This is a genomic window from Gordonia sp. OPL2 (assembly GCF_003797825.1).
Classification (GTDB): Bacteria; Actinomycetota; Actinomycetes; order Mycobacteriales; family Mycobacteriaceae; genus Gordonia.
Genome location: NZ_RKME01000007.1, coordinates 1 through 25,126, shown reverse-complemented (window position 1 = coordinate 25,126; position 25,126 = coordinate 1). Strand labels below are relative to the sequence as shown.

At 67.0% G+C, this 25,126-nt stretch carries 21 protein-coding genes; 13 read left to right on the top strand and 8 right to left on the bottom strand.

The window, feature by feature from the left end:
• The first annotated feature begins 76 nt into the window (after nt 1-76).
• The 3 genes from nhaA to EEB19_RS09335 all read left to right on the top strand — a co-directional run bounded on the left by nhaA (nt 77) and on the right by EEB19_RS09335 (nt 4,171).
• On the top strand, nt 77-1,888 hold the full coding sequence (gene nhaA, locus EEB19_RS09345) for a Na+/H+ antiporter NhaA (RefSeq protein WP_187585819.1): 1,812 nt from the start codon (nt 77-79) through the stop codon (nt 1,886-1,888).
• 121 nt (nt 1,889-2,009) lie between these two features.
• Nucleotides 2,010-3,311 (top strand): TrpB-like pyridoxal phosphate-dependent enzyme, encoded by a 1,302-nt coding sequence (locus tag EEB19_RS09340; protein WP_187585460.1) that lies wholly within the window; start codon nt 2,010-2,012, stop codon nt 3,309-3,311.
• 131 nt (nt 3,312-3,442) lie between these two features.
• Nucleotides 3,443-4,171 carry a DUF429 domain-containing protein gene (locus tag EEB19_RS09335; RefSeq protein ID WP_187585458.1) on the top strand — a complete coding sequence of 243 codons (729 nt, stop codon included), beginning with the start codon at nt 3,443-3,445 and terminating at the stop codon, nt 4,169-4,171.
• A gap of 82 nt (nt 4,172-4,253) precedes the next feature.
• Here the strand turns inward: EEB19_RS09335 and EEB19_RS09330 are convergent, their stop codons facing one another.
• Genes EEB19_RS09330 through EEB19_RS09320 form a run of 3 tightly spaced genes read right to left on the bottom strand, consistent with a single transcriptional unit; the run spans nt 4,254 to nt 8,460 of the window.
• Complete coding sequence (locus EEB19_RS09330) at nt 4,254-4,826, bottom strand: GNAT family N-acetyltransferase (protein ID WP_187585456.1); 573 nt, start codon at nt 4,824-4,826, stop codon at nt 4,254-4,256.
• Between the two features lie 3 nt (nt 4,827-4,829).
• Nucleotides 4,830-6,692, bottom strand: coding sequence for an ABC transporter ATP-binding protein (locus EEB19_RS09325; RefSeq protein WP_187585454.1), 1,863 nt, complete (start codon nt 6,690-6,692; stop codon nt 4,830-4,832).
• On the bottom strand, nt 6,685-8,460 hold the full coding sequence (locus EEB19_RS09320) for an ABC transporter ATP-binding protein (protein WP_187585452.1): 1,776 nt from the start codon (nt 8,458-8,460) through the stop codon (nt 6,685-6,687). Before EEB19_RS09320 ends, EEB19_RS09325 begins: the two co-directional genes overlap by 8 nt.
• A gap of 507 nt (nt 8,461-8,967) precedes the next feature.
• Between EEB19_RS09320 and EEB19_RS09315 the strand changes: the two genes are divergently transcribed.
• Nucleotides 8,968-9,591 (top strand): hypothetical protein, encoded by a 624-nt coding sequence (locus tag EEB19_RS09315; RefSeq protein WP_187585450.1) that lies wholly within the window; start codon nt 8,968-8,970, stop codon nt 9,589-9,591.
• Nucleotides 9,592-9,697: 106 nt separating this feature from the next.
• Here the strand turns inward: EEB19_RS09315 and EEB19_RS09310 are convergent, their stop codons facing one another.
• The 3 genes from EEB19_RS09310 to EEB19_RS09300 all read right to left on the bottom strand — a co-directional run bounded on the left by EEB19_RS09310 (nt 9,698) and on the right by EEB19_RS09300 (nt 12,340).
• Nucleotides 9,698-10,522: an alpha/beta fold hydrolase gene (locus EEB19_RS09310; protein WP_187585448.1), complete on the bottom strand. Its 825-nt coding sequence runs from the start codon at nt 10,520-10,522 to the stop codon at nt 9,698-9,700.
• Nucleotides 10,523-10,692: 170 nt separating this feature from the next.
• Nucleotides 10,693-11,700, bottom strand: coding sequence for a GlxA family transcriptional regulator (locus EEB19_RS09305; RefSeq protein WP_187585446.1), 1,008 nt, complete (start codon nt 11,698-11,700; stop codon nt 10,693-10,695).
• A 10-nt stretch (nt 11,701-11,710) separates the two neighbouring features.
• Nucleotides 11,711-12,340, bottom strand: coding sequence for a TetR/AcrR family transcriptional regulator (locus EEB19_RS09300; RefSeq protein ID WP_187585444.1), 630 nt, complete (start codon nt 12,338-12,340; stop codon nt 11,711-11,713).
• 137 nt (nt 12,341-12,477) lie between these two features.
• Here EEB19_RS09300 and EEB19_RS09295 point away from each other — a divergent pair, with 137 nt between their 5' ends.
• The 6 genes from EEB19_RS09295 (at nt 12,478) to EEB19_RS09270 (ending at nt 20,561) form a co-directional block, all read left to right on the top strand.
• The gene (locus tag EEB19_RS09295) at nt 12,478-13,428 is read left to right on the top strand and encodes a hydroxymethylglutaryl-CoA lyase (RefSeq protein ID WP_187585442.1); all 951 of its coding nucleotides are present in this window, start codon (nt 12,478-12,480) and stop codon (nt 13,426-13,428) included.
• Between the two features lie 85 nt (nt 13,429-13,513).
• A complete protein-coding gene (locus EEB19_RS09290) occupies nt 13,514-14,470 on the top strand; it encodes a formylglycine-generating enzyme family protein (RefSeq protein ID WP_262365562.1) in 957 nt (318 codons plus the stop codon).
• Nucleotides 14,467-16,404 carry a DNA topoisomerase (ATP-hydrolyzing) subunit B gene (gene gyrB, locus EEB19_RS09285; protein WP_187585440.1) on the top strand — a complete coding sequence of 646 codons (1,938 nt, stop codon included), beginning with the start codon at nt 14,467-14,469 and terminating at the stop codon, nt 16,402-16,404. Before EEB19_RS09290 ends, gyrB begins: the two co-directional genes overlap by 4 nt.
• Before the next feature lie 231 nt (nt 16,405-16,635).
• Nucleotides 16,636-17,454 (top strand): GntR family transcriptional regulator, encoded by an 819-nt coding sequence (locus EEB19_RS09280; RefSeq protein ID WP_187585438.1) that lies wholly within the window; start codon nt 16,636-16,638, stop codon nt 17,452-17,454.
• A gap of 69 nt (nt 17,455-17,523) precedes the next feature.
• Nucleotides 17,524-18,897, top strand: a complete 1,374-nt coding sequence (locus EEB19_RS09275; RefSeq protein WP_187585436.1) for an arylsulfatase — start codon at nt 17,524-17,526, stop codon at nt 18,895-18,897.
• An 89-nt stretch (nt 18,898-18,986) separates the two neighbouring features.
• Entirely contained in the window at nt 18,987-20,561 is a 1,575-nt protein-coding gene (locus tag EEB19_RS09270; protein WP_187585434.1) for a SulP family inorganic anion transporter, read from the top strand.
• A gap of 78 nt (nt 20,562-20,639) precedes the next feature.
• Here EEB19_RS09270 and EEB19_RS09265 read toward each other — a convergent pair whose 3' ends face one another.
• Together EEB19_RS09265 and EEB19_RS09260 are read right to left on the bottom strand one after the other, a co-directional pair.
• Nucleotides 20,640-20,999 (bottom strand): DUF202 domain-containing protein, encoded by a 360-nt coding sequence (locus EEB19_RS09265; protein ID WP_262365561.1) that lies wholly within the window; start codon nt 20,997-20,999, stop codon nt 20,640-20,642.
• Nucleotides 20,999-21,376: a YidH family protein gene (locus EEB19_RS09260; RefSeq protein ID WP_187585430.1), complete on the bottom strand. Its 378-nt coding sequence runs from the start codon at nt 21,374-21,376 to the stop codon at nt 20,999-21,001. The genes EEB19_RS09265 and EEB19_RS09260 overlap by 1 nt, the downstream gene beginning before the upstream one ends.
• Nucleotides 21,377-21,637: 261 nt before the next feature.
• Here EEB19_RS09260 and EEB19_RS09255 point away from each other — a divergent pair, with 261 nt between their 5' ends.
• From EEB19_RS09255 to EEB19_RS09245, 3 genes are all read left to right on the top strand, one after another.
• Nucleotides 21,638-23,122 carry an ABC transporter substrate-binding protein gene (locus EEB19_RS09255; protein WP_187585428.1) on the top strand — a complete coding sequence of 495 codons (1,485 nt, stop codon included), beginning with the start codon at nt 21,638-21,640 and terminating at the stop codon, nt 23,120-23,122.
• 146 nt (nt 23,123-23,268) lie between these two features.
• Nucleotides 23,269-24,189: an ABC transporter permease gene (locus EEB19_RS09250; RefSeq protein ID WP_262365536.1), complete on the top strand. Its 921-nt coding sequence runs from the start codon at nt 23,269-23,271 to the stop codon at nt 24,187-24,189.
• 35 nt (nt 24,190-24,224) lie between these two features.
• Nucleotides 24,225-25,043: an ABC transporter ATP-binding protein gene (locus EEB19_RS09245; RefSeq protein ID WP_187585426.1), complete on the top strand. Its 819-nt coding sequence runs from the start codon at nt 24,225-24,227 to the stop codon at nt 25,041-25,043.
• Nucleotides 25,044-25,126 lie beyond the last annotated feature (83 nt).

Below are 25,126 nucleotides of genomic sequence, written 5' to 3'. Positions count from 1 at the left end.
TTCTGATCGGACGTCGCCCGACGGCGGGTGGCGCCCGAGAGGAGTGTGGGTTCAGGTGGTGACCAACGCCCGGCGGATGGTGGATTGGGTGCGGACTGAATCCGGCAGCGCGGCCTTGCTCGTGCTGGTGACGGTGATCGCGCTCGTCTGGGCGAACTCCCCGATGGGTCACTCGTACACCGAACTCTGGCATACGAGTCTCGGCATCGTGTTCGGCGAGCACGACTTCGAGATGGACCTGCATCACTGGATCAACGACGGCCTGATGGTGGTGTTCTTCTTCGTCATCGGGTTGGAGGTGCGCCAGGAATTCGCGATCGGATCGTTGCGCGATCGGCGACGGGCGATGGTGCCGATGGTCGCCGGGATCACCGGCGTGATCGTCCCGGCGGTGATCTACCTGGCGATCGCCGGTCGCGACGCCGTCAACGGGTGGGGGGTGGTGGTCGGCACCGACACCGCCTTCCTGCTCGGCGCCCTGGCGATCGTGGGTCCCCGGATGTCGAATCAGCTGCGCATCTTCCTGCTGACCCTGACCGTCGTCGACGACTTCCTCGCCGTCTCGATCATCGGTGTCGTCTACACCGAGGACCTGAAGATCGGTCCGCTGGTGGTCGCGCTCGTCGGTCTGGTCGGACTCTGGCTGCTCTCCCGCACCTCCGAATGGCGCAGTGCGCCGTACGTGCTCCTCGTCGTCATCGTGTGGGCCGCGACCCTGGCCTCCGGCGTCCATCCGTCGCTGGCCGGCATGGCGGCCGGACTGCTCGTGCCGGCCAGGCCGACCGAGCGCGGACACGTCGAGAAGGCCAAGACCCTGTTCCGCGACTATTGGCAGTCGCCCGAGGCGACCGTCGCCCGTACGGCCCGCCGCGGTCTGGCTCGCTCGATCTCGGTGAACGAACGCCTGCACGACGTCCTGCGAGGACCGGTTTCCCTGTTCGTGGTCCCCGTGTTCGCGCTGGCCAACGCCGGTATCGACCTCGGCGGTGGCGTACTGGCCGAGGCGTTCAGTTCGACCATCACCTGGGGTGTCGTCGTCGGGCTGGTCCTCGGCAAGTTCGTCGGCATCTCGCTGGGGACATGGCTGGCGATCCGGGCCGGGCTCGGACGACTGCCCGACGGTGTGGGCCGTGGCAGCGTGCTCGGCGGCGCTGCCCTGTCCGGGATCGGCTTCACGGTCTCGCTGCTGATCGTGGGACTCGCGTTCACCGACTCCGACGACGCCGCGAAGGCGACCGTCGGCGTGCTGGCGGCCATGGTCCTCGCGGCCCTGCTCGGGTGGTTGGTCTTCACACGCGCACGGGTGAAGTGGGGTGAGACGTCGGCCGACCTGCCGGTCACGCTCGACCCGCCCGTCGACGCCGTCGGCGATCACATCCGCGGCCCGCACGACGCGCCGCTCACCGTCGTCGAGTTCATGGACTTCGAGTGTCCGTTCTGTGCCAAGACGACCGGGATGTGGAACGACGTGCACGCCCACTTCGGTGATCGTGTGCGCTACATCGTGCGCCACCTGCCCCTGCACGACTATCACCCGCACGCCCTGCTCGCCGCGACCGCGGCCGAGGCGGCCGCGAATCAGGGCAAGTTCTGGGAGATGCACGACATCCTGTTCGCCCACCAATCCGAGCTCGAGGTCGATCACCTGCTCAGCTATGCCGAGCGGCTCGAGCTGGACATGAACCGGTTCGTCAGCGATCTCGAGAGCGAGGAGATCGCGGTCGTCATCGCCACGAACGAACAGAGCGCCTTCGACAGCGGCGCCCGGGGTACGCCGACGTTCTTCCTCAACGGGCACCGCCACCGCGGACCCCACGACGCACGGACGCTGATCGCCGCGCTCGAACAGGTGGACGCGGCGAACTCCGCGGCCCGGCGGCGTTCGTGACGGGGGGTCCGTGACAGTGGGGTTCGTGATGGGGGATTCGTGACGGTGGGTTGGTGAGCTGGGACTTCGTGAGCTGGGACTTCGCTGCATCACCGACCGTAAGTCTGGCTATGGTGTTCGCATGACGATGAACGTGGACGCCACCAACCCCGATCTGGTCACCGTCGGTGTGCCCACCCACTGGTACAACCTCGCGGCCGAACTCGATCAGCCCATCCCGCCGCACCTGCACCCGGGGACCAAGGAACCGGTAGGCCCCGACGACCTCGTCGCGCTCTTCCCGTCGGGACTGATCGCGCAAGAGGTGTCCACGGAGCCCTACATCGAGATCCCCGAGCCGGTGCGCGAGATCTACCGGATGTGGCGTCCGTCCCCGCTGATCCGAGCACGACGGTTCGAGGAATCGCTCAACACCAGGGCGCGCATCTACGTCAAGTACGAGGGTGTGAGCCCCGTCGGCAGTCACAAGACCAATTCGGCTGTCGCGCAGGCCTACTACAACAGCGTCGACGGCGTGCAGAAGCTGACGACGGAAACCGGAGCGGGTCAGTGGGGGAGCGCTCTGGCGTTCGCCGGCGCCCAGTTCGGCATCGACATCGAGGTGTGGCAGGTACGCGCCTCCTACGACTCGAAGCCGTATCGAGGTCACCTGATCCGCACGTACGGCGGCACACTGCACCCGTCGCCGTCCGATCTGACCGAGTCCGGTCGCGCGATGCTCGCCAAGGATCCGAACACCACCGGCAGTCTCGGCATGGCAGTCAGTGAGGCGGTCGAGGTGGCCGCCGGGGATCCCGACACCCGGTACGCGCTGGGCAGCGTGCTCAATCACGTTGTGCTGCATCAGAGTGTCATCGGGCAGGAGGCCGTCGAGCAGCTGTATGCGGTCGAGCCCGGAGGTGCGGACGTGGTGTTCGGTTGTGCAGGTGGCGGTTCCAATCTCGCCGGGCTGTCGTTCCCGTTCCTTCGGGAACGGATCCATCAGCGCTCGACCCCGCGGGTGATCGCCGCGGAACCGGCGGCCTGTCCGTCCATCACGCAGGGCGAGTACCGCTACGACCACGGCGATGTCGCGGGGCTGACGCCGCTCCTCAAGATGCACACGCTCGGCATGGATTTCGTCCCGGACCCGATCCATGCCGGCGGCCTGCGCTATCACGGCATGGCACCTGCGCTGAGCCACACCGTCGAACTGGGTCTCGTCCAGGCCACGGCGATCAGCCAACACGATGCGTTCTCGGCCGGCGTGCAGTTCGCCCGCACGCAGGGCATCGTGCCGGCACCCGAGTCGACCCACGCGATCGCCGCCTGCGCAGCGCATGTCGCCGACAGCGATGAGGAGCAGGTCGTGGTCATCGGACTGTCCGGGCACGGCCAGCTCGACCTGCCGGCGTACGCGGAGTTTCTCGACGGGAAGTTCTGACCTTTCGTGACGCTCGCAAGCTCGCTCCTCAGGGATCGGTGGGGCGCAAGCTCGCTCCTCAGGGATCGGTCCGTCCTGGTCCCTGAGGAGTCCGCGAGGTACGAGTGGACGTCACGAAGGGTGCTTTCGTGATGCGTACTGTCGGTGTCGATCTCGCGGCCTCGCCGAAGCTGACCGCCGCGGCATCGGTCGAGTGGTCATCGGGTGCTGCGCGGCTCACCGATCTGGTGCTACCCGCCGACGACGGCCGGATCCGCGAGTTGGCATCGGGCGCCGATCGGATCGGGATCGACGCCCCGTTCGGCTGGCCCGACGACTTCGTGGATTTCGTTGTCGCACAACAGCGGGGTGAGCTCACCGAAGGTCGTGCCCTGGACCGGATCGAGAATCGCCGCCCGCTGGCCTACCGGCGGACCGACCGCGTCGTCGTCGAGCAAGGTCGGGGCCGTCCGCTCAGTGTCTCCGCCGACCAGATCGCCCACGTGGCATTTCGCGCCGCCGGCCTCATCGCCGACCTGGGCGTGACGGACCGGGTCGACGGCTGGGCGGTCGAGGCGTACCCGGCTGCGGCACTGAAGGTCTGGGGTTTGGCCTCACGCGGCTACAAAGGCGTGGCCCGGCGGTCGCAGCTGCAGACATCGTGCGCGATGCTGACCGAGCAGGCGCCCTGGCTGGATCTGTCCGGACACCGTGAGGTGCTGATGGCCGACGACAACGCCTTCGACGCCGTCATCACAGCGCTGATCGCGCGTGCTGCCGCGGTGGGCGGGACGCACCTTCCCGACGGCACGGACCGACCGATCGCGGAGCGCGAGGGCTGGATTCACGTACCGCACAGGGCGCTGTCGGAACTGGTGTAGGGCGCGAGTGGTCGCGTCACGAAGGGCCCTTCGTGACGCTCGCAAGCTCGCTCCTCAGGGGCCAGGGGACGCTCGCAGGCGATCAGTCGAGATCCAGTCGCATGAGCACCCGCGGGAATCCGTTGAGCACCGACGTGGTGTCGGCGGCCTTGCGGAATCCGGCTGACTCGAACAACTTTCGTGTTCCGACGTACGCCATCGTCAGGTCGACCTTCTCGCCCTTGTTGTCGACCGGGTAGCCCTCGACGGCCGGTGCGCCGCGGTCACGAGCGAAGTCGACGGCGCCGGCGAGCAGCGGATGAGAGATGCCCTGTTTGCGGTGCCCGGGCCGGATGCGGATGCACCACACCGACCAGACATCGACATCATCGACGTGTGGGATCCGGCGGTTGCCGGCGAAGGTCGTATCGGCGCGCGGTGCGACCGCCGCCCAGCCCACCACCTCGTCGCCGTCATAGGCGAGGACCCCGGGAGGTGGCGTGCGGCGGCACAGTTTCTTCACGTACTCCCCACGCGCCTCGCGGGCCAGTTCCTGGTTGAGCTTGTTGGGAATCCGGTAGCTCAGACACCAGCAGACATTCGCGTCGGGCCGCTTCGGGCCGACCATGGTGCGGACATCGGCGAATCGCGTCGCCGGGCGTACCTCGATCGCCATGTGTCAAGGATTACCGGCGAGGGCGGCGCGCGCAACGGAACCGCGTACTCCATCGGTCCGGCATCGCCGCGCATACATGCCGTCGGCGGCCAGCAATTCCTGGTGAGAACCGGTTTCGACGACCCGGCCGTCGTCGAGGACGACGATCCGATCGGCCTGGGCCGCCGTGCTCAGACGGTGGGTGATCAGCAATGTGGTGGTGTGGCTGCGTAAGCGGTGCAGGGCCTGCTGGATCAGGAGTTCGGTCCGCGGATCGGCGGCGCTGGTCGCCTCATCGAGGACGAGGATGCGCGGTCGTGCGGCGATCGCGCGCGCGACGGTGACGAGTTGCTTTTCACCGGAGCTGAGGTTGTCGGCATCGGGGCCGACGACGGTGTCCAGCCCGTCGGGCAGTGTGGCGATGATCTGGGCGACATGCCCGTCGGCGACGGCCCGGGACACCACGTCGTCCCCGGGCGCGCCACCCGGGATCATGCCGTCCCGCGTGGTGTCGCCGTCGGTATCCGCACCGTAGGAGATGTTGTCGCGGATCGTGCCATGGAACAGCCAGGGCTCCTGGGTGACCACGGCCATCGACGATCGGGTTCGCTCGGGTCCGAGATGGGCGATGTCGACGCCATCGATCAGAATCCGCCCGGAGTCCGGTGTGTAGAAACCCTGCAGCAGGCGGGTGAGGGTGGTCTTGCCGGACCCGGTGGCACCGACGATCGCGGTCGTCGTACCGGACGGCAGCGTCATGTCGACCGACCGCACCACGGGCGTATCCGGCTGATACCCGAAATCGACCGACGAGAACACGATTTCGGGCGGCCCGCCTCCTCGCCCGAGCGGGTCGACAGGGTCCCGGTCACCACTGCTCTCCGGCGGGCCCGTCGTCGTCTCGTCGTCGGGAGTCTCGAGCAGGTCGCGGATCCGGCCGGCCGACACGGATCCCGACTGGATACGCGGATAGAAGCCCGCGAGCTCTCGCAGCGCACTGCTCAGCTGCTGGGCGAAGAGCACCACGGCCTGGGCCGCACCGAGGCTGAGCGCGCCGTCGACGACCTGGAGTCCGCCGACGACGGCGAGGACGAGGAAGACGAGCGCGTTGACCGTCGTCACCAGCGGTGCGAGGGTTCCGGACGACCATTGCGCAGACCGCACCGACCGGAACAGCCGATCGTTGAGGGCCTCGAATCGGCGCGCGGCGACCTCTTCGGCACCGTAGGCGCTGATCATCCGCCGTGCGCTCAGTTCCTCCTCGACATGTCCGGTGAGAGCTGCGGTGGTGGTCCACTGATCGACCAGGTGGGGTCGGGCGCGGCGTGCCACCAGCAGCGCGATGACCGCCGACACCGGAGCCGCGGCCACCGCGATCGCAGCGAGCGTCGGGGACAGGACGAAGAGCAGTGTCGTGACGGTGACGATGGTGAACAGGCTCGTCGGCAATGTCACCAGGACCGGCCCGACGACGGTGGTGGCGTTGTCGGTGTTCACCGTCATCGTGCTGAGCAGGTCGCCGCGCGTGGTGGAGTCGAAGAAACGCATCGGCAGGCGGTGCACGGCCCGCTCGATCTCCGAGCGCAGGCGATACGCCGCGCGCTGTACGGCCGTGTTCAACAACCGGCTCTGGGTGAACGTGCAGGCGAACACCGCGGAGTACAGGCCGACCTGCGCCCCGAGCAGCCACCAGAGGGAGGACCACGCCATGGTGCCGTCGGCGCCGTCGACGATCACGTCGGTGATCAGTCCGTAGAGGACCGGCGCACAGGCGGTTCCGCAGGCCGCCAGCAGCGCCAGGACCGAGACGCAACCACCGCGTGCCCGGCCCAGGCGCACCTGACGCAACAGCCACCGAAGCGCACCGTCCCGAGACCGGTCAGGCACTGGTCGCCGCCTGCGCGTCGGCCAGTTCCCGGTAGATCGGCGAAGCGGACATCAGGGAGTCATCGTTGCCGACCGCGGTGATCCGCCCGGCGTCGAGCACGGCGATCGTCTCGGCATGACGGACCGACGAGACACGCTGCGCTGCGATCACGATCGTCGCCTCCGGTTGTGCTGCACGGAGTCCGGCGATGATCATCTGCTCGGTCTCGACGTCGAGTGCGCTGAACGGATCGTCGAGCAGATACACCATCGGTCGTCGCACGATGGCCCGCGCCAGTGAGAGACGCTGGCGCTGGCCACCGGAGAAGTTGCGGCCCTCCTGCGCGACGGGGGCGTCCAGGCAGCCCGCACGGGTGGCGACGAACTCTTCCGCCGCGGCGACCGACAACGCTGCCCACAGGTCGTCGTCGGACGCGTCCTCGCGTCCCAGACGGAGATTGTCGCCGATGGTGCCGGCGATGAGCGAGGTGCCCTGCGAGACGAAGGCGGTCCGTCCGCGCAACCAGTCGATTCCGAGTTCGGCGACATCCATCCCGTCGAAGCGAACGCATCCGCCGGTGGGCTCGGACAGTCGGATCGCCATCGACAGGAGGCTGGACTTGCCACTGCCCGTCCCGCCGATCAGCCCGGTGGTGCGTCCTGCGGGGCACGCCAGCGACACGTCGCGCACAGCGGGCGCCTCGGCGCCGTCGAGATGCAGTGTCACCGAATCGAAGACGATGCTCGCCGATCCCGTCGAACCCGCCGAACGATCGTCGTTCGCGGGGCGTCGAGAGGGGCCTGAGTGGGACATCGGCGTGCGCAGCACCTCGTCGATCCGTGACGCGCTGGCGACCGCGCGGGGAAGGACACCGGCGAGGACCGACAGCATCGACACGGCGACGAGGAGGTGCAGGAGATAGCCGGTCGACGCGGCGATCTGGCCGACCTGCATCGTGCCGCCGGCAACGAGCACGGCTCCGACTCCGGCGACCACGATCGTCGCCAGGTTCGCGATCACCGTGACGACGGGCAGCAGAGCGGTCTGCAGGCGGCCGACACGCAACGAGATGTCGGTGAGCTGGGAGTTCACCGCTTCGAACCGCGCGATCTCGGTGGTCTCGCGCCGGAATGTCCGGATGACGGGGATTCCGGAGAGCTGTTCCCGAACCGTGTGGTTGACCGCGTCGACCGAACGCTGGAGCCGTCCGGACAGGGGGAGCAGCCTGCGCACGATGACCGAGACGACGATGACGAGAAGTACACCCGCACCGGCGACGACCGGGGCCATCCGCCAGCCCTGGACCACCGACAGCACCGTCGCGCCGACCAGCATCAATGGTGCGGTCACCGTGATGGTCAGGAAGGCGAACAGGAATGCCTGGACGTTGATGACGTCACCGGTGGAACGTGTCAGCAGGCTCGGCACGCCGAATCGGGCTGCCTCGGTGTCGCCGAAGCCCGCGACGGTGGTGTGCACACGGGTGCGCAGATCACGGGCGGCCGAGGCTGAGATATGCGAGGCGAGATATGTCGAGCCCAGTGAGACAAGAAGATTGAGGACGGCAACGCCGGTCATGATCACGGCGAGATGCTTGATCGTGTCGATGTCGCCGCGCAGGATGCCGTCGTCGATGATGCGGGCGTTCAGCGCCGGCTGCGCAAGTGTGGTGAACACCGCAGCCAGTTGGCAGACAACGAATGCCGCTGTGGCCCTTCGATGTTCGGTGATCGCATGAACGATGACCCGGCCGAGGACCCGGATCTCCGTGACGGACACGTCGTTCATCGCGGCCGGTGTGCTCCTTGGTCGGTGAGGTCGGTGGACGCCGACGAACCGCCCCGCGGGGGAGTGCCGCGAGACGGCTCGCCGAGTATTGGCATGGCGCCGGAGAACTACTCCGTTTCGCCACCACCGGTTCCACCTTCGAGGGATCCGGTGACCAGATCGCTCAGAGCCGCGCCCAAGATCTCTTCGAGGTCGATGCTTCCAGCCATGGTTGCTCCTATCTTCGAGGTTGAGATCCAACATTTGTTGTAATTCCTTCGCAGCGGGGCGAATGGAATCACGCGGCCCACTGTACATACACAAAACGATTTCACGAAGATTTCAAACGAATAAGATCTCAACGCTTTCAGAGAATTGTTTGGACGTATCCTTGTCGCTCGGAGTAGCGCGACGAACAATTACTCCGACGATGCGTGAATACCATTGTGGGGATTCATCCCGGTGTGGTACGAAGTCAGGAATGGTGGCTTTTCCGCAGATGTGGCCCCGTTTGTCGGGTGAACGCGAATGACCTCCACAGTCGGGGTCGAATCTGTCTCGGTACGCGACCTGAACTGGGAAGATCGGGATATCGCGGTGCCACTCGTGGCTACCGGGATCGGTGAGGTGCCCCTCTATCGGTGGCTACTGGGGGCCGATCCGGGAGACGACGTCATCCATTGGTGGGCCGATTCGCTGTTCGCCGCTCATGTCGCCGACGGGGCGCGTGGATTGGTCGGCGACGACGGAACAATGCGCGGCGTAATCCTGTGGTCGCCGCCGAACCGACGTCCCACCGAATATCCGGAGGACCTGAGACGGACCACCGCTGCGATGATCACACGAATACCAGGCTTCACGCAACGGTATGAGGAGATGGTGACGGCAGAAACCGCAGCGTCACCTGCAGGAACATCACTGGGAATTGTTTTCGCAGGCGTCGAGCGGACCTCTCGGCGGCGCGGATTGCTCGGCGATCTGGTGGACCCGGTCATCGCGATGGCCGACGACGGTGGGGTGCCGGTGGTGGTGCAGACATGCGATCCACAACTCGCGGTCACCTACGAGCGACGATGGCGAACGACGCCGCGCGCGCATTACACGGTCACGGGAGGGCCGACCGTGTGGATCCTGCAACGTGATCCACCGTGACCCCGCACGCGCGGCGCGGCGCCGGTCCGATAGGCCCGCTCGCTTCGCTCCCGGCGCCGGTCCGATTCGGCCCGCTCGCTTCGCTCCCGGCGCCGTCCACCATCCGTCAGGGGCGGAAGAACTCGAGCATGTCGGCGTTGATGACGGCGGCCTCGGTGGTCGGCATGCCGTGCGGGAATCCGGGATAGGTCTTCAAGGTGCTGTTCGGCAGGAGTTCTGCCGAACGCACACCGGTGTTCTGATACGGGACCACCTGGTCATCCTCGCCGTGCAGGACCAGGGTGGGGATGGTGATCGACTGCAGATCCGAGGTGAAATCGGTCTGTGAGAACGCGACGACGCCGTCGAAATGCGCCTTCGCGCCGCCCATCATGCCCTGACGCCACCAGTTCGCGATGATCCCCTCGGACGGCTCTGCACCGTCGCGGTTGTATCCGTAGAACGGTCCCTCGGCGAAGGTACGGAAGAAGTCTGCGCGTCGGGTGGCCACCTGCGCCTGGATGTCGTCGAACGCCTCCTTGGGGATACCGTCGGGGTTGGCGTCGGTCTTGACCATGATCGGCGGGACGGAGCTGATCAGGACGGCTTTGGCGGCGCGGTCCTGGCCGTGTCGCGCCAGGTAGTGCGCGACCTCGCCGCCACCGGTCGAGTGACCGACGTGGATGGCGTCCGAGAGATCGAGATGTGCGACGACGGCGGCGAGATCGTCGGCGTAATGGTCCATGTCGTGGCCGTCGGCGACCTGGGTCGAGCGTCCGTGACCGCGACGGTCGTGGGCGATGACCCGGTAACCATGGTCGAGGAAGAACATCATCTGCGTGTCCCAGTCGTCGGAGGACAGCGGCCAACCATGGCTGAAGACGATGGGTTGGCCGGTTCCCCAGTCCTTGTAGAAGATCTCGACGCCGTCGGGGGTGGTGATCGTGGGCATGGTGGCACTCCTTCGAGTGATGAGATGCGGCAAGGGGATGGGCGCGTCGACCCCGCGCAGATGGCGATTCGGGACCGACAGAGTCGAGTCTGCCGCAGATGAGGGTCCGCGTGTCCCACTTCTCCCGACACAAATCCCACGATTGCGACCACGAGTGTGGCCGCCGACGCTCAGCCCGCCATGCTCCCGGCGTCGACCAGGACCGGTCGCGTCGTCGCGAATCGCTGCTGATACTTGCGGGGCGAGATACCGATACGCGTGACGAACGCCCGGCGCATCACCTCTGCGCTGCCGTAGCCTGCGGCGCGCGCGGCGTCGGACACACTGAGCCCTGACAGCAGCCGATCCTGGGCGACCTCGAATCGGGTGGTCGACACGAAGCCTGCCGGGGTGGTCCCGAGTTCGTCGCGGAACAACCGGGTGAGGTGACGCGCACTGACGTTGACGTGCGCGGCAAGGCTTCCGACGGTGTGCGGGAGATGGGGATTGCCGCGCACGTGATCGGTGACCGCGCGCACCGGACTGCTCCGCGGAATGGGGCCGGCCAACGAGGAGGAGAACTGCGACTGGCCGCCACCGCGCTGCATGTAGACGAGCAACCCCTGTGCGGTGCGGCGAGCGACCTCGGCACCGTGGTCCTCCTCGACGAGCGCGAGGCTCAGGTCGATGCCGGCCACCACGCCGGCAGAACTGTAGATGTCGCCGTCGCGCACATGGATGGCGTCCGGATCGACGCGCACGGCCGGATACCGATGGGCCAGGTCGGCGGTGAACTTCCAGTGGGTGGTCGCCACCCGCCCATCGAGCAGGCCGCACGCTGCGAGCACGAACGAACCGGTGCAGATCGAGGCCAGCCGGCGCGTGCGAGTCGAGATCTGGCGCACCGACGCGATCAGATCGTCGGTCACGAAGACGGGCGGCGGCAGCTCACTGCCCGCGATCAGAACGGTGTCGAAGGCTCCCGAACCGGCGATCGGTTCGGTGGAGAGCCGGGCGCCCACCGACGTGGACACCTCGCCGCCCGACGGCGACAGCGTGACGACCTCGTAGTCGCCGGAGAACTGGTTGGCCTCCACGAACACCTCGGCCGGTCCGGCGTAGTCGAGGATCTTGACCCCGTCGAACACCACGATGCCGATACGCCGGTGAGCCCGATCCGTGGGCCGCACAGTCCTCATGGTCAGTAATCTATTCGGCCGTCCGCGGATGGCCTGCCTGCGGTCCCCGGCCGTACACGGTGCGGAACCAGATCGCGGTGAGCACATCGATCGCCGCCTCGTCATCGGGCTGATCCACGCCGATGTCGCCGTCGGCGGTCAGCCACATCCAGCAACTCGCTTCGAGGGTCGACACGAGTGCCGACGCGAGCAGCGGTAGCGGCAGATCCACGCGATGGCCCGCGCGGTCGGCGCCCTCGAGCCCGGAGAGGATCTGCTCGATCCCGGACGCCCGCTTCTCCCGCCACCGTTTCCGGAATGTCTCGTCGAGCATCGACATCTGGAACAGTCCGATGATCTCCGGCAGGTACTCGCGGTAATGGGTCCAGTACGCGGACACCGCCGCACGGACACCCGCCTCAGGGTCGATGTGTTTGGCGCGCAGGGCGTCCTCGACGACCCCGGTGCTGAATTGCTCGAGCAATGCCTCGAGCAGTTGCTCCTTGTTGTCGTAGTAGGTGTAGAACGAGGCCGTCGACCGCCCCGCGGCCTCGGCGATATCGGCGATCTTCGTGTTCAGGTAGCCCTTCTCGGCGAACGTCCGACGGGCGGCGTCGAGAAACGCCGCCTCGGTCCGTCGTCCCTTGGTGGTCGGTGGCACCAACCTCGACTCCCGTCCTGCCGGTCTCCGCCGGGTCGGCCATGTGGATGCGCGGCGACGCTCGCGGCGACATTGTCTGAATTATGCATCGGTGAGCGCGGGCACGGCGTGCTCAGCGCGATGAGTAGGCTGACCTCATGACTGCCACCGGTCCTGCTGTGACCGTCGTCGAGGTCGCCCCGCGCGATGGCCTGCAGAATGAGAAGGTCGAGCTGACGACGGCGCAGAAACGCGAACTCGTCAGCCGTGCAGTCGATTTCGGTGCGCGCCGTGTCGAGGTGACGAGCTTCGTGCATCCGCGCAAGGTGCCGGCGATGGCCGACGCCGAAGACCTCGTGGCCCGATTGCCCGCCGATGACGGGATCGCCTACAGCGCACTCGTTCTGAACGAGCGCGGCCTCGATCGTGCGATCGCGGCCGGGGTCGGCGAGATCAATGCGGTGGTCCACTGCACCGACACCTTCAGTGAGCGCAACCAGGGCACCGACATCGACGGCGGTGTCGGGATCTGGCATCGGATCGCGCGGACGGCAAGGGAGGCGGGGGTGAGCGCCAACCTGACCATCGCCGTCGCGTTCGGATGTCCGTTCGAGGGGGAGGTGTCCCTCGAACGGCTGCGCTCGATCCTCGCCCGGGTCCTCGAGGAGGCGCCGACCGAGCTGTCGCTGGCCGACACGATCGGCGTCGCCGTGCCGAGGGATGTGCACGAACGGTTCGCGGTGGCCGCCGATCTCGTGCCGTCGGATATGTCGCTGCGCGCCCACTTCCATGACACCCGCAGCTGCGGCATCGCCAACGCGCTTGCCGCGGTCGAGTCGGGTGTCACGATTCTCGACTCCAGCCTCGGCGGTATCGGCGGATGCCCGTTCGCGCCGAATGCGACCGGCAACATCGCCACCGAGGACCTCGCATACGCGCTCGACCGCACAGGTGTCGCGCACGGTCTGGACACGGAGGCGTTGCAAGACGCGGGTGCGTGGCTCGAAGGTGTCTTCGGTCGACGGCTCCCGTCGGCGGTGCTGCACGCGGGCGGGTTCGGCACCCCCCGACGAGGTGGCGTAACGGTACCGATTCCGCCTCCGCGATGACCGTGCGCTGCGGGTTCGGCGACGACCAGGTGGCGTAACACGACAGACAACGCCGAAGGCCCGTCCGGTTGGCACGATGAGGCGCATGTTGCTGATGACGCCGACCCCGTCGACGACCCGCAAGAACATGGTCTGGGTGCCGGGCGGGACGTTCTGGATGGGTTCCGAGGACTTCTATCCCGAGGAACGGCCGGTGCACCAGGTGGCGGTCGACGGATTCTGGATGGACACCCAGCAGGTGACGGTCGCCGCGTTCCGCCGCTTCGTCCGCGACACAGGCTACGTGACGACCGCCGAGCTACAGCCCGACGCCGCGGACTTCCCCGACGCCGACCCTGCCCTGCTGGCCCCCGGGTCGATGGTCTTCACCCCGCCGACCGGTCCGGTGCCCCTCGACGACCATCGGCGATGGTGGTCCTACGTACCCGGAGCCCAGTGGCGTCATCCCGAAGGTCCGGGCAGCGATGTCGGGGAACGGAATCGGCACCCGGTCACCCACGTGTCCTATCTCGACGCGTGCGCCTACGCCGAATGGGCCGGCAAGTCGATCCCCACCGAGGCCGAATGGGAGTTCGCCGCGCGCGGCGGGCTCGACCGGATGCCCTACGTCTGGGGCGATGCCGACGAACCACACGGCCGCCCCGGCGGCAACGTCTGGCAGGGCCTGTTCCCCTGGCAGAACCTCGAGGAGGATGGTTACGCCGGGACGTCGCCGGTCGGTCGGTTCCGTCCCAACGGCTACGGCCTCTTCGACATGGCCGGGAACGTCTGGGAGTGGACGCGGGATCGCTACACGGCGAGCCACGCCGAGAGCGACAAGAACACGGCCCCGGCGAGCAGTTGTTGTGTGCCGCGGAATCCCGTGCAGGAGTCCATCTCCGATGACTCCGAGCATCTCGCGCGGCGGGTGGTGAAGGGCGGATCACACCTCTGCGCCCCGAACTACTGCAATCGCTACCGACCGGCGGCGCGTCAAGGCCACACCGAGGACGCATCGACCGGACACATCGGTTTCCGCTGCATCATCCGGGAGACCACGTGACGACCACCGAACGCGATGTGAGTTCCTATGGTGCCGAGTCGATCACCGTTCTCGAGGGTCTCGACGTCGTCCGCAAGCGGCCGGGCATGTACATCGGCTCCACCGCGTCCCGAGGACTGCACCACATGTTGTGGGAGGTGATCGACAACGGCGTCGACGAGGCGATGGCCGGCCACGCAACGCGGGTCTCGGTGCGGTTGCTGGCCGACGGTGGCGCCGAGGTCATCGACGACGGACGGGGAATCCCGGTCGCCCTGCACGCCAGCGGGATACCGACCATCGACGTGGTGATGACGCAGCTGCACGCCGGTGGGAAGTTCGACGCCGAGGGCGGCGCGTACGCGGTGTCCGGAGGCCTGCACGGCGTGGGCGTCTCGGTGGTGAACGCGCTCTCCACCCGCCTCGAGGTCGACGTGTCGAGGGACGGTCACACCTGGCACCAACGATACGAGCGGTCGGTGCCCGGCACACTCCGCCGCGGAACGCCCACCTCGGAGACCGGTACGACCGTCAGGTTCTGGCCGGACCCGGATGTCTTCGAGACCACGGACCTCGACGCCGAAGTGGTCGCGCGGCGTCTGCAGGAGATGGCCTTCCTCAACAAGGGGCTGGCCCTGACACTGGCCGACGACCGATGCGACACGCAGACTCGCCGCTTCCACCATCCCGGTGGTCTCACCGAGTTCGTCTCCCACCTCAACCGCACCAAGGACGCCCTGCATCCCTCCGTCATCGGATTCTCCTCTGTGGGAACGGGGTACGAGGTCGAGGTCGCGCTCCAGTGGAACACCGGCTACGCCGAATCGGTCCACACGTTCGCCAACACCATCAACACCCCCGACGGGGGAGTGCACGAGGAGGGGTTCCGCGCTGCGCTCACCGCTGTCGTGAACCGATACGCGCGGTCGCTCAAGGTGATCAAGGACAAGGACCCCAACCTCTCCGGCGACGACATCCGCGAGGGGCTCGCCGCGGTGATCTCGGTCAAGGTCGCCGATCCGCAATTCGAAGGACAGACGAAGACCAGGCTCGGCAACAGCGAGATCCGGTCCTTCGTCCACAAGGTGTGCCACGAGCATCTGGCCGAGTGGTTCGACGCCAATCCCGCCGAGGCCAAGACGGTCCTGACGAAGGCGGCGTCGTCGGCGCAGGCGCGAATCGCTGCGCGTAAGGCGCGGGAACTGGTGCGTCGCAAATCCGCCGGCGCGCTCGGCGGACTGCCGGGCAAGCTCGCCGACTGCCGCAGCACGGATCCGGAGCGCAGTGAGATCTTCATCGTCGAGGGCGATTCCGCCGGCGGCAGTGCGAAATCCGGTCGCGACTCCCTCCACCAGGCGATCCTCCCGTTGCGCGGCAAGATCATCAACGTCGAGAAGACCCGCATCGACCGCGTGTTGAAGAACACCGAGGTGCAGGCGATCATCACAGCATTCGGCACCGGCATCCACGACGAGTTCGACATCACCAGGCTGCGCTATCACAAGATCGTGCTGATGGCCGACGCCGACGTCGACGGCCAGCACATCTCGACGCTGCTGCTCACCTTGTTGTTCCGCTACATGAGACCGCTCATCGAGCACGGCCACGTCTACCTGGCGCAACCGCCGCTGTACAAACTCAAATGGCATCGCGGAGAACCGGAGTACGCCTACTCCGATCGAGAACGCGATCGTCTGGTCTCCGCCGGACGGGAAGCGGGTCGTCGGCTCGATTCCGACACCGGTATCCAGCGCTACAAGGGACTGGGCGAGATGAGTGCGACAGAGCTGTGGGAGACGACGATGGACCCACAGGCCCGCGTCCTACGGCGGCTGACGGTGACCGACGCCGCAATGGCCGACGAGATCTTCTCCATCCTGATGGGCGAGGACGTCGATGCGCGGCGCAGCTTCATCACTCGCAACGCGGGCGACGAGCGGTTCCTCGACGTGTGAGTGCTGTCCACATCGCGCCCCCTCCGCCACTGTGGCGGAGGGGGCGCGCTTGCATATCGCGGTCGGTGAAGTCGATGGTGACCACGGCGACGATGCGTACAGGTGGCGTTTCTCGCCCGATTGCGCCAGAGGAAACGCGCTGGCCAGCAGTTTGTGCGACCATGATGTGGCGTAACCGATCGATAATTCCCACGAAAATCCGCGGGAATGTGCGGTTGGGAAAGTGATCACATGACATCGCGACCACGGATTCCGCCGAAGGACTTCCCGCGGCCCCCGGTACGCAAGTACGCCGGGACCCGGGAAGATGCCGCGCGCTGGGTCCGGGACGTGCTACGGACCCAGATCCTCGACGGCGCCTTCGGCGGACTCGCGGCACCGCGCCCGCTCCTGCCGCCGGAGAACGAACTCGCCGCGGAGTGGGGCGTCAGTCGCAATGCCATCCGTGAGGCGCTCGACCTCCTGCGGGCCGAGGGCCTGATCACCCGCGTGCAGGGGGCGGGGACCTTCGTCACCGGTGCGAAGCTCCGGCAGCGCATCGATCGCCTCGAGGGGCTGGCGGAATCTCTGGCCGGACATCAGCTGTCGGTGCAGAACGAGGTCCTGTCGGCCCGGGAGGCGACCGCGACCCCCTCGGTCGCCGACAAACTGCGGATTCCCGAGGGCAGCCCGATCCTGTTCATCGAACGGCTGCGGTCGGTCGCCAACGTCCCGCTCTCCCTGGACACCACGTCTCTGCGGCCCGAGGCCATCGATGCCCTCGCCGGTGCCAATCTCGCCGACGAGGACGTCTTCGGGCTTCTCGAGGAGAAGCTGGGTGTCCGCCTGGGGCAGGCCGAGAACACCGTAGAGGCGGTCGCCGCGGACAAGGGCACCGCACGTCTTCTGGGCGTGCGCATCGGGTCGCCGGTTCTGCTCCTGCACCGCCTGTCCTATCTCGAGGACGGGACACCGTTCGATCTGGAATCCGTTCGGTACCGCGGTGACCGGCTGTCGCTGGTCTCCGTGAATCCCCGGGTCCGCCCGGCGGATACCGACGCCGATCACTGACCGCCCTCGCCGGTCACCCCCACACCTGCACCACCAGTGTCATCAACAGAAAGGAAGTGAGGCATACCCATGTCCACATCAGACAAGCAACCCAACATCGTGTACTTCCACGTCGACAATCTCGGTCTCGGCGAGCTCGGCTGCTACGGCGGTGGAATCCTCCGGGGCGCCGACACGAAGAACATCGACACCTTCGCCGAGGAGAGTCTGAAGCTCTCGCACTTCGTCGTCGAACCCCAGTGCACACCAACACGTTCGGCGCTGATGACCGGTCGCTACCCCATCCGTTCCGGCAATCACACCATCGCGCTGGGCGGCAACGCCGGCGGCCTCGTCGCCTGGGAGAGGACCATGGGCGACATCCTGTCCGACGCCGGCTACGCGACCGCCTGCTATGGCAAGTGGCACATCGGCGCCGAGGACGGGCGCTGGCCCACCGACCACGGCTTCGACGAGTGGTACGGCCCCGCCCGCACCTACGACGAGTGCCTCTGGCCCGACGACCCGTGGTACAAGGGCGAACGCGATGGCTGGTCTTACATGTACGACGGCACCAAAGAGAATGGCGTCCACACCACCGACGAGCAGCTGACTGTCGAACTCAAGGGCCGCATGGATGCCGAGTACGACCGTCGCGCCCATGCCTTCATGGAGCGCAGCGTCGCCGACGACAAGCCGTTCTTCCTGTACCACAACCATTCTCTGCTGCACTTCCCGATCGAGGTGCGTGAAGAGTTCCGCGGCACGAGCAGCAATGGGGACTGGGGCGACGCGCTGCTCATGCTCGACCACGACTTCCAGAGCATCCTGAACAAACTGGACGAACTCGGGATCGCCGACAACACGATCGTCGTGTTCGCCGGCGACAACGGTCCCGAGGATCACCTCGCCGGTCGCGGCACCGCGGGCTTCTTCGACGGCTCGTACTTCAGTTCCGCTGAAGGTGGCATCCGCACCCCGGCGATCATCCGCTGGCCCGGGCACGTCGCGCCGCGGGAGAGCAACGAGATGGTGCACGTGACGGACATGTTCACCACCCTGCTGCGTTACGCGGGATGTGAGGTCCCCGACGATCGACTGATCGACGGAATCGATCAGCGGGAGTTCTTCGGCGGCGCAGAGGAATCGGCGCGTGAGGCATGCATGGTGTGGCTCAACGACGAGCTCCACGCGGTGAAGTGGTCGCAGTTCAAGATCAGCTTCGTCCGCCAGCAGCACTTCCATGATCCGGAGATCCCGCTGGGATTCGCCCGCATCATCAACCTGCTGGAGGACCCGAAGGAGCGGGAACCGGTCAATCAGACCTTCGTGCGGTGGTGGGTCATGCAGCACGCGCACCGTGTCATCCGGGAACACGACGAGTCGGTGGAGCGCGAGGAGCTGATCCCGCCGGGCGCCCCCCTCGACTTCGTCCCGAAACGCCAGGCCGAGGTCGCGGTCTAGTACCTACGTCGAGCTGTCGGTGGTGCCACGGCGCCACCGACAGCTCGAGTCGCACACCGCACACCGTCGACGATCGAGAGGAGATCCTGATGAGTGTTGACACACAACCACATTCGCCGCCTTCGGAGTTCCGGTCCCGGGTGGCGTCGGCCGTCACCCGGTCGGCGGGTGGGCTCCGCGGGTCGTCGACCCTGGCCGCCCTCCGCGATCCCCGGCGGTTCCGGACGGAGTTCTTCGCCGGACTGGTGACCGCGCTCGCGCTGATCCCCGAGACGATCTCGTTCTCGATCATCGCCGGGGTCGGGCCGGCGGTCGGATTGTTCACGTCGTTCCTCTTCGCGATGACCATCGCAGTGGTCGGCGGCCGGCCGGCGATGGTCTCCGCAGCGGCCGGCTCGGTGGCGCTGGTGGTGGCTCCGGTGGTTCGTGACCACGGAGTGGACTACCTGATCGCGACGGTGATCCTGGCGGGACTCCTGCAGGTCGCGATGTCGGTCCTCGGGGTCGCGAAGTTGATGCGGTTCATCCCGCACAGCGTGATGACGGGCTTCGTCAACGCGCTCGCGATCCTGATCTTCACGGCACAGCTGCCCCACCTCATCGGTGTCCCGTGGCTGGTGTATCCGATGACCGCGGCCGGTCTGATCATGATGGTCGCACTGCCCAAACTGACGACTGTCGTCCCTGCGCCGCTGGTCGCGACGGGCATCCTGACCGTGATCGCGGTCGTGTTCACCGTCGCGGTGCCCCGAGTGGGAGACGAGGGCACGGTCTCCTCGGACATGCCGACCCTCGGCCTGCCGGGCGTTCATCTCACCCTCGACACGCTGCGGATCATCTTCCCGTACGCCCTCGCCGTCGCCCTGGTGGGATTGTTGGAGTCCCTCATCACCGCCAAACTGGTCGACGATCTGACCGACACGTCGTCGGATCTGAAGCGCGAGAGCTGGGGGCAGGGCGTCGGCAACCTCGTGACCGGGTTCTTCGGCGGCATGGGCGGATGCGCGATGATCGGGCAGACGATGATGAACGTGAAGAGTGGAGGGCGCACGCGGATCTCGACATTCGTGGCCGGCGCGGCACTGCTGTGCATGGTGCTCTTCTTCAGCCCGGCGCTGGCGGCGATCCCGATGGCCGCACTCGTCGCGGTGATGATCATGGTCTCCGTCGCGACCATGGACTGGCGATCGATTTCACCGAAGACATTGCGTCGTATGCCGATCGGGGAGTCGGCGACGATGCTGGCCACGGTCGCCGTCACCGTTATCACCCACAATCTGGCCTACGGTGTCATCGTCGGCGTGCTGTGCGCGATGATCCTGTTCGTGAGCCGCGCCGCCGGGCGGGCGTCGATCGAGGGCGCCGATCGCGTCGACATCGACGACGTTGACGGCCCCGACATGCCCCGGACGTACCGGGTCACGGGCGACCTCTTCTTCGCGTCGAGTCACGGTCTGATCGACCGGTTCGACTATGCCGGTGATCCCGAGCGGGTCGTCGTCGACTTCTCGGCGTCGCACATCTGGGATGCGACAACGGTGGCGACCCTCGACACGATTCGTGACAAGTACCGACAGCACGGCACCACCGTCACGTTCGTCGGGCTGAACGAAGCGTCCGAAGCGCTGCACACCAGGCTCTCCAGCGGCGTCGAGCCGAACTGACGGCGTCGTCCCCACACCGCACGGCCCGGGTGACCGATCACGGCGATCGGACACCCGGGCCGTCTCGTCGTGTCCCGGTCACGCGAGCGCGACGGTGACCAGGGTGGCGGTCAGCAGCACGACGGCGATGCCCGAACCGATGATCATCGCCCGACCCGTGACCGGGTGGGCCAGCGGGCGACGCTCGAGGTCGCGGCAGCGCCGACGGCCGATCGCGTAGACCGCGGCGGCGACCGTCGCGGCCACGCCCGCAGCGAGCCAGCGCGCGGGACCCCACTCCGTCGGATGATGCGTCAGGTCACGGCCCACCACCAGGACGCCGTTGGCCATGATCGCCAGCGACGTCCTCGTCCACGACAGACTCGTCCGTTCGGCCTGCAGGCCCGGGTCGTCGGGCGGCAGTGGGTGCATCGGCAGTGGCTGCATCAGCGGGTGCATCACAGGGTGATCGTGGCGATCACCGCGACGGCGACGGCCACGAGTCCGATCGCCACCAACGTGAAGGACAGATATCCGGCGATCTGCAACCGGGGGAGTGGTTGATCGCGCCGGATGGCGTGATCATTGCGGCGCCAGCGGTGCAGGCCGCCGGTTGCGGTGACGACCGCCAGCAGACCGAGGACGCCACCGAGGCCGTAGCGCAGACCGGGGCCGCTGTCGTCGGGCAGGAACTGCAGGACGCCCACCGACGCGGCCAGCAGGCCCAGGGACGTCCGCTGCCACGCGAGAAACGTGCGTTCGTTCGCGAGGGTGAACCGGTAGTCGGGTTCGGCCGTGACCGCGTCCGAGTGAGTGGCGGAGTTGGTGTGATCCATGCCCTCCAGTCTTGTCGTCGGCGCCCCGCGAGGCCACCGAATCATGGTGGCGTTGGCATGTTTTCGCGGCCTTCCGATGATGACGCGGATCGCGTGGAGAACGACGGCGGTGCCGAAACACGGTTACTACCAGCGGTTTACGGTCGATCTGACACCGTTGTGATTCAGTTGCGCCCACCGGCCGGGCCTCTGACCTGGTGGCTTAACCGTGATGCAACGGTGGGTCGCAGAGATGTAACAGACGGCTCCGAGTCTTGTGTCATGTCCAAGAACACCACTTCGCAGTCCGCACCCCGTACCATCGCGGCGCGTCCGGGTCGCCGGGCTCTGGCTGCGACGGCCATCACCACCGCGGCCGTCGCGCTGAGCTTCGCGCTGACCGGCTGTGGGATGTTCGACTCCGACTCGGTCGTGGTCAACGTCGGCTATCAGTCCAAGACCATCAACACCGTCAACGCCGGCACCCTGATGCGCGACCGGGGCGAGTTCGAGAAGGCCCTGGCGAAAGCGGGCGAGGAGTCCGGCAAGCGGTACCGCGTGGTGTGGCAGGACTTCTCGTCGGGGGCACCGCTCACCGCCGCGATGATCGCCTCGCACGTCGACATCGGTTCGATGGGTGACTATCCGCTGCTGACCAACGGTTCCAAGACCAAGAAGTACGACGACGCGACGACCGATTTCATCGCGACCACCGGTTACAACCTGCGCGGTTCGCTCAACCAGGTCGTGGTGCCGACCGGGTCGACGGCCACCGACCTCGACGACCTGCGCGGCGCATCGGTGTCCACGAGCCTCGGCTCGGCCGGCGACGGCATGCTGTCGACCGCGCTCCAGCAGGCGGGCATCAGCAAGGACGACGTCCACGTCGCCAATCAAGATCCCTCGATCGGCGCTGCCGCGGTCGAAGGGCATCAGGTCGACGCCTTCGCCCAGTTCGTCCCGTGGCCGCAACTCGTCATCTTCCGCAACCAGGGCCGGCTGCTGTACGACGGTGGCGACAACGAAGTCCCCACGTTCCACGGCATCGTCGCCCGCAGCCAGTTCTCTCAAGCCAACCCCGAGGTGATGACGGCGTTCATGCAGGCGCTGCGGGACACCACCGACTACATCACCGGCCAGCCGATGCAGGCGGCGAAGCGGGTCAGCGAGATCACCGGCATCGAACCCGAGGTGGTGTACCTCTACAACGGTCCCAACGGCCTCGTCTCCTTCGACCCGACGATCAAGGAACAGTTCGGTCCGGCACTCGAGAAGGTCAAGGCCTACCTCGTGTCGCGGGGATCGGTCGCCGAGGACTTCGACATCGCGCGCTTCACCGACACCGAGTACCTCCGACGCCTGTACGGCCCGGAGTATGCGGCGAAAGCCTCCGACGTCGGCAATCCGAGTCGGCTCCGCGGCACCGACGACCTCTGCGGTCTGCCCGTCGGCGATCCTGCCCTCGCGTCCGAGGTGTGGTTCGCGGGGCAGGACTCCACCGACGTCGCGGCCACACCGAGCTGTGCCCTGCGGCGGATCGCCGACACCGACACCGCGGTGCGGGCAGCATACGTCCCCGACGCGGTGACCGCGACCAAACTCTTCGCGTCCCATGCCACCTGGCTGGCCGACCCGACCGCGACCGCGTCCCGTCGCTACCTGCCCTTCGCCACCGCAGCCGGCGCGGCGACGTACCGGGCATCGCATCCCGAACTGACTGAGGTGTCGTACGAGACGGCGGTGTCGCAGTCCCGCTCGACCACCTGACCTGCTCGACCACCTGACCTGCTCGACCGTCTGACCCTGCTCGACCCTCTGATCCACGACGCCCGATGACCACCCACCCCGATCCCCGCACCCCCGCACGATCGAGACTCCGTGAAGAAGGAGTCTCCGCGCAGAAGGAGACAGACATGGCGCACATGGCCCCGACCCAGGACCGTCTTGACGACGGACCCGCGGCGACCGACGAGACCCGCCAGGCAGGTGTGCCCGCAGCGGGCGAGCACCAGCCCCCGGCCGACGACAGCGCGTCGTCGAGGCGACCGTCCCACCGATTGCGCACGATCGCGATGTCGATCCTGCTGCCGTTGATCCCTATCGCCGCGTTCGTGGTGATCTGGCATGTCCTCACCGACAACCAGGTCGTCGCGTGGCTGCGCTTCAACCGGATGCCCACCCCGGGTGCTGTCCTCGAGAGCTTCATCGACCGCGTCAACAGCGGCGGCTACTACGCCGACCTGTTCGCCAGTCTCCAGCGCATCCTGCTCGGCTTCGGTCTCGCCGCGATCGTCGGCATCGCACTCGGCATGCTGATCGGACGATCCGAGATCGCGCGGAAGACGTTGCGCCCCTTCATCGAGATGGTCCGGCCCATCCCGGCCATCGCACTGGTGCCGCTCACCATCCTGCTGTTCCCGTCGAGCGAGCAGGGCATCGTGTTCATCACCTTCTTCGCCGCATTCTTCCCAGTGCTCGTCAGCACCATCCACGCGATGGACTCCCTGCCGAAGGTGTGGGAGGAGGCAGCGCTCACGATGGGCGCGAGCCGGTGGACCATCCTGCGCAGCGTCGTCCTGCCGGGTGCGATGCCCGGCATCTTCGCCGGCCTCTCCGTCGCGATGGGCGTTGCGTGGATCTGCGTGGTCAGCGCGGAGATGATCTCCGGTCAGTTCGGCATCGGCTACTACACCTGGCAGTCCTACGGTCTGCTCGACTATGCGGGCGTCGTCGTCGGCATGTTGTCGATCGGAGCGCTCGGCCTGATCACGGCGTGGATCGTCGAGCTGATCGGCCGGCGCATCAACCACTGGCTGCCGCGAGCATCGCGATGACCTCCACCCCCACCGACCTCACGAGGACGACCACCATGACAACTGCGCACTCCACCACCTCCGCCAAGGCCACCTCGGACATCCCCGTCCACGGCACCGGGGCCGGTGCCTCGGTCATCCTGGACCACCTCCGGCTCGGATTCGACGGCAAGGTCGCCGCGAACGTCACGCTGGGTATCGATCCCGGCGAGGTCGTGGTCTTCCTCGGCCCGTCCGGCTGCGGCAAGTCGACGATCCTGCGCGCCCTGGCCGGCCTGTTGACCCCGATGGGCGGCGAGGCCACCGTCAACGGAAAAGCCATCACCGGCAACGACGCGCACTGCGCGATGGTGTTCCAGGAGGATGCGCTGTTCCCGTGGCGTACCGCTCTGAAGAACGTGCAGTTCCCGCTCGGTCTGCGCGGAGTCCGGGGACGCGAGTCGAAGCAGGCCGCGACCCGATATCTCGAACAGGTCGGCCTCGGTTCCTACCTCGATCACCTGCCGAGCCACCTGTCCGGCGGTATGCGTCAGCGTGTTCAACTGGCGCGGACCCTGGCCTGCGAACCGCAGGTCATGCTGATGGACGAACCGTTCGGTGCGCTCGACGCCCAGACCCGCCTCGACATGCAGCAACTGCTGATCTCGGTGTGGGAGCAGACCCAGATGACCATTCTCTTCGTCACCCACGACGTCGACGAGGCGCTGCTGCTGGCCGACCGTGTGGTGCTGCTGACCCATCGCCCGGCCACCGTCGCCGACGTCATCACCATCGACCGGCCGCGGGACCCGAAGGCGCAGTTCGAGGAGTCGTATCAGCTTCGGCGGCAGTCGATCCTGGAGTTCCTGGGTCATTCGCCGGTCGGGGCGCACTGACCCGCGGCTCATCTCGAAATCTGCCCCTCCCGAAAAGCGCCTCCCGGTATCCGCCCTCCCGAAATCTGCCCCCTCCCGAAAAG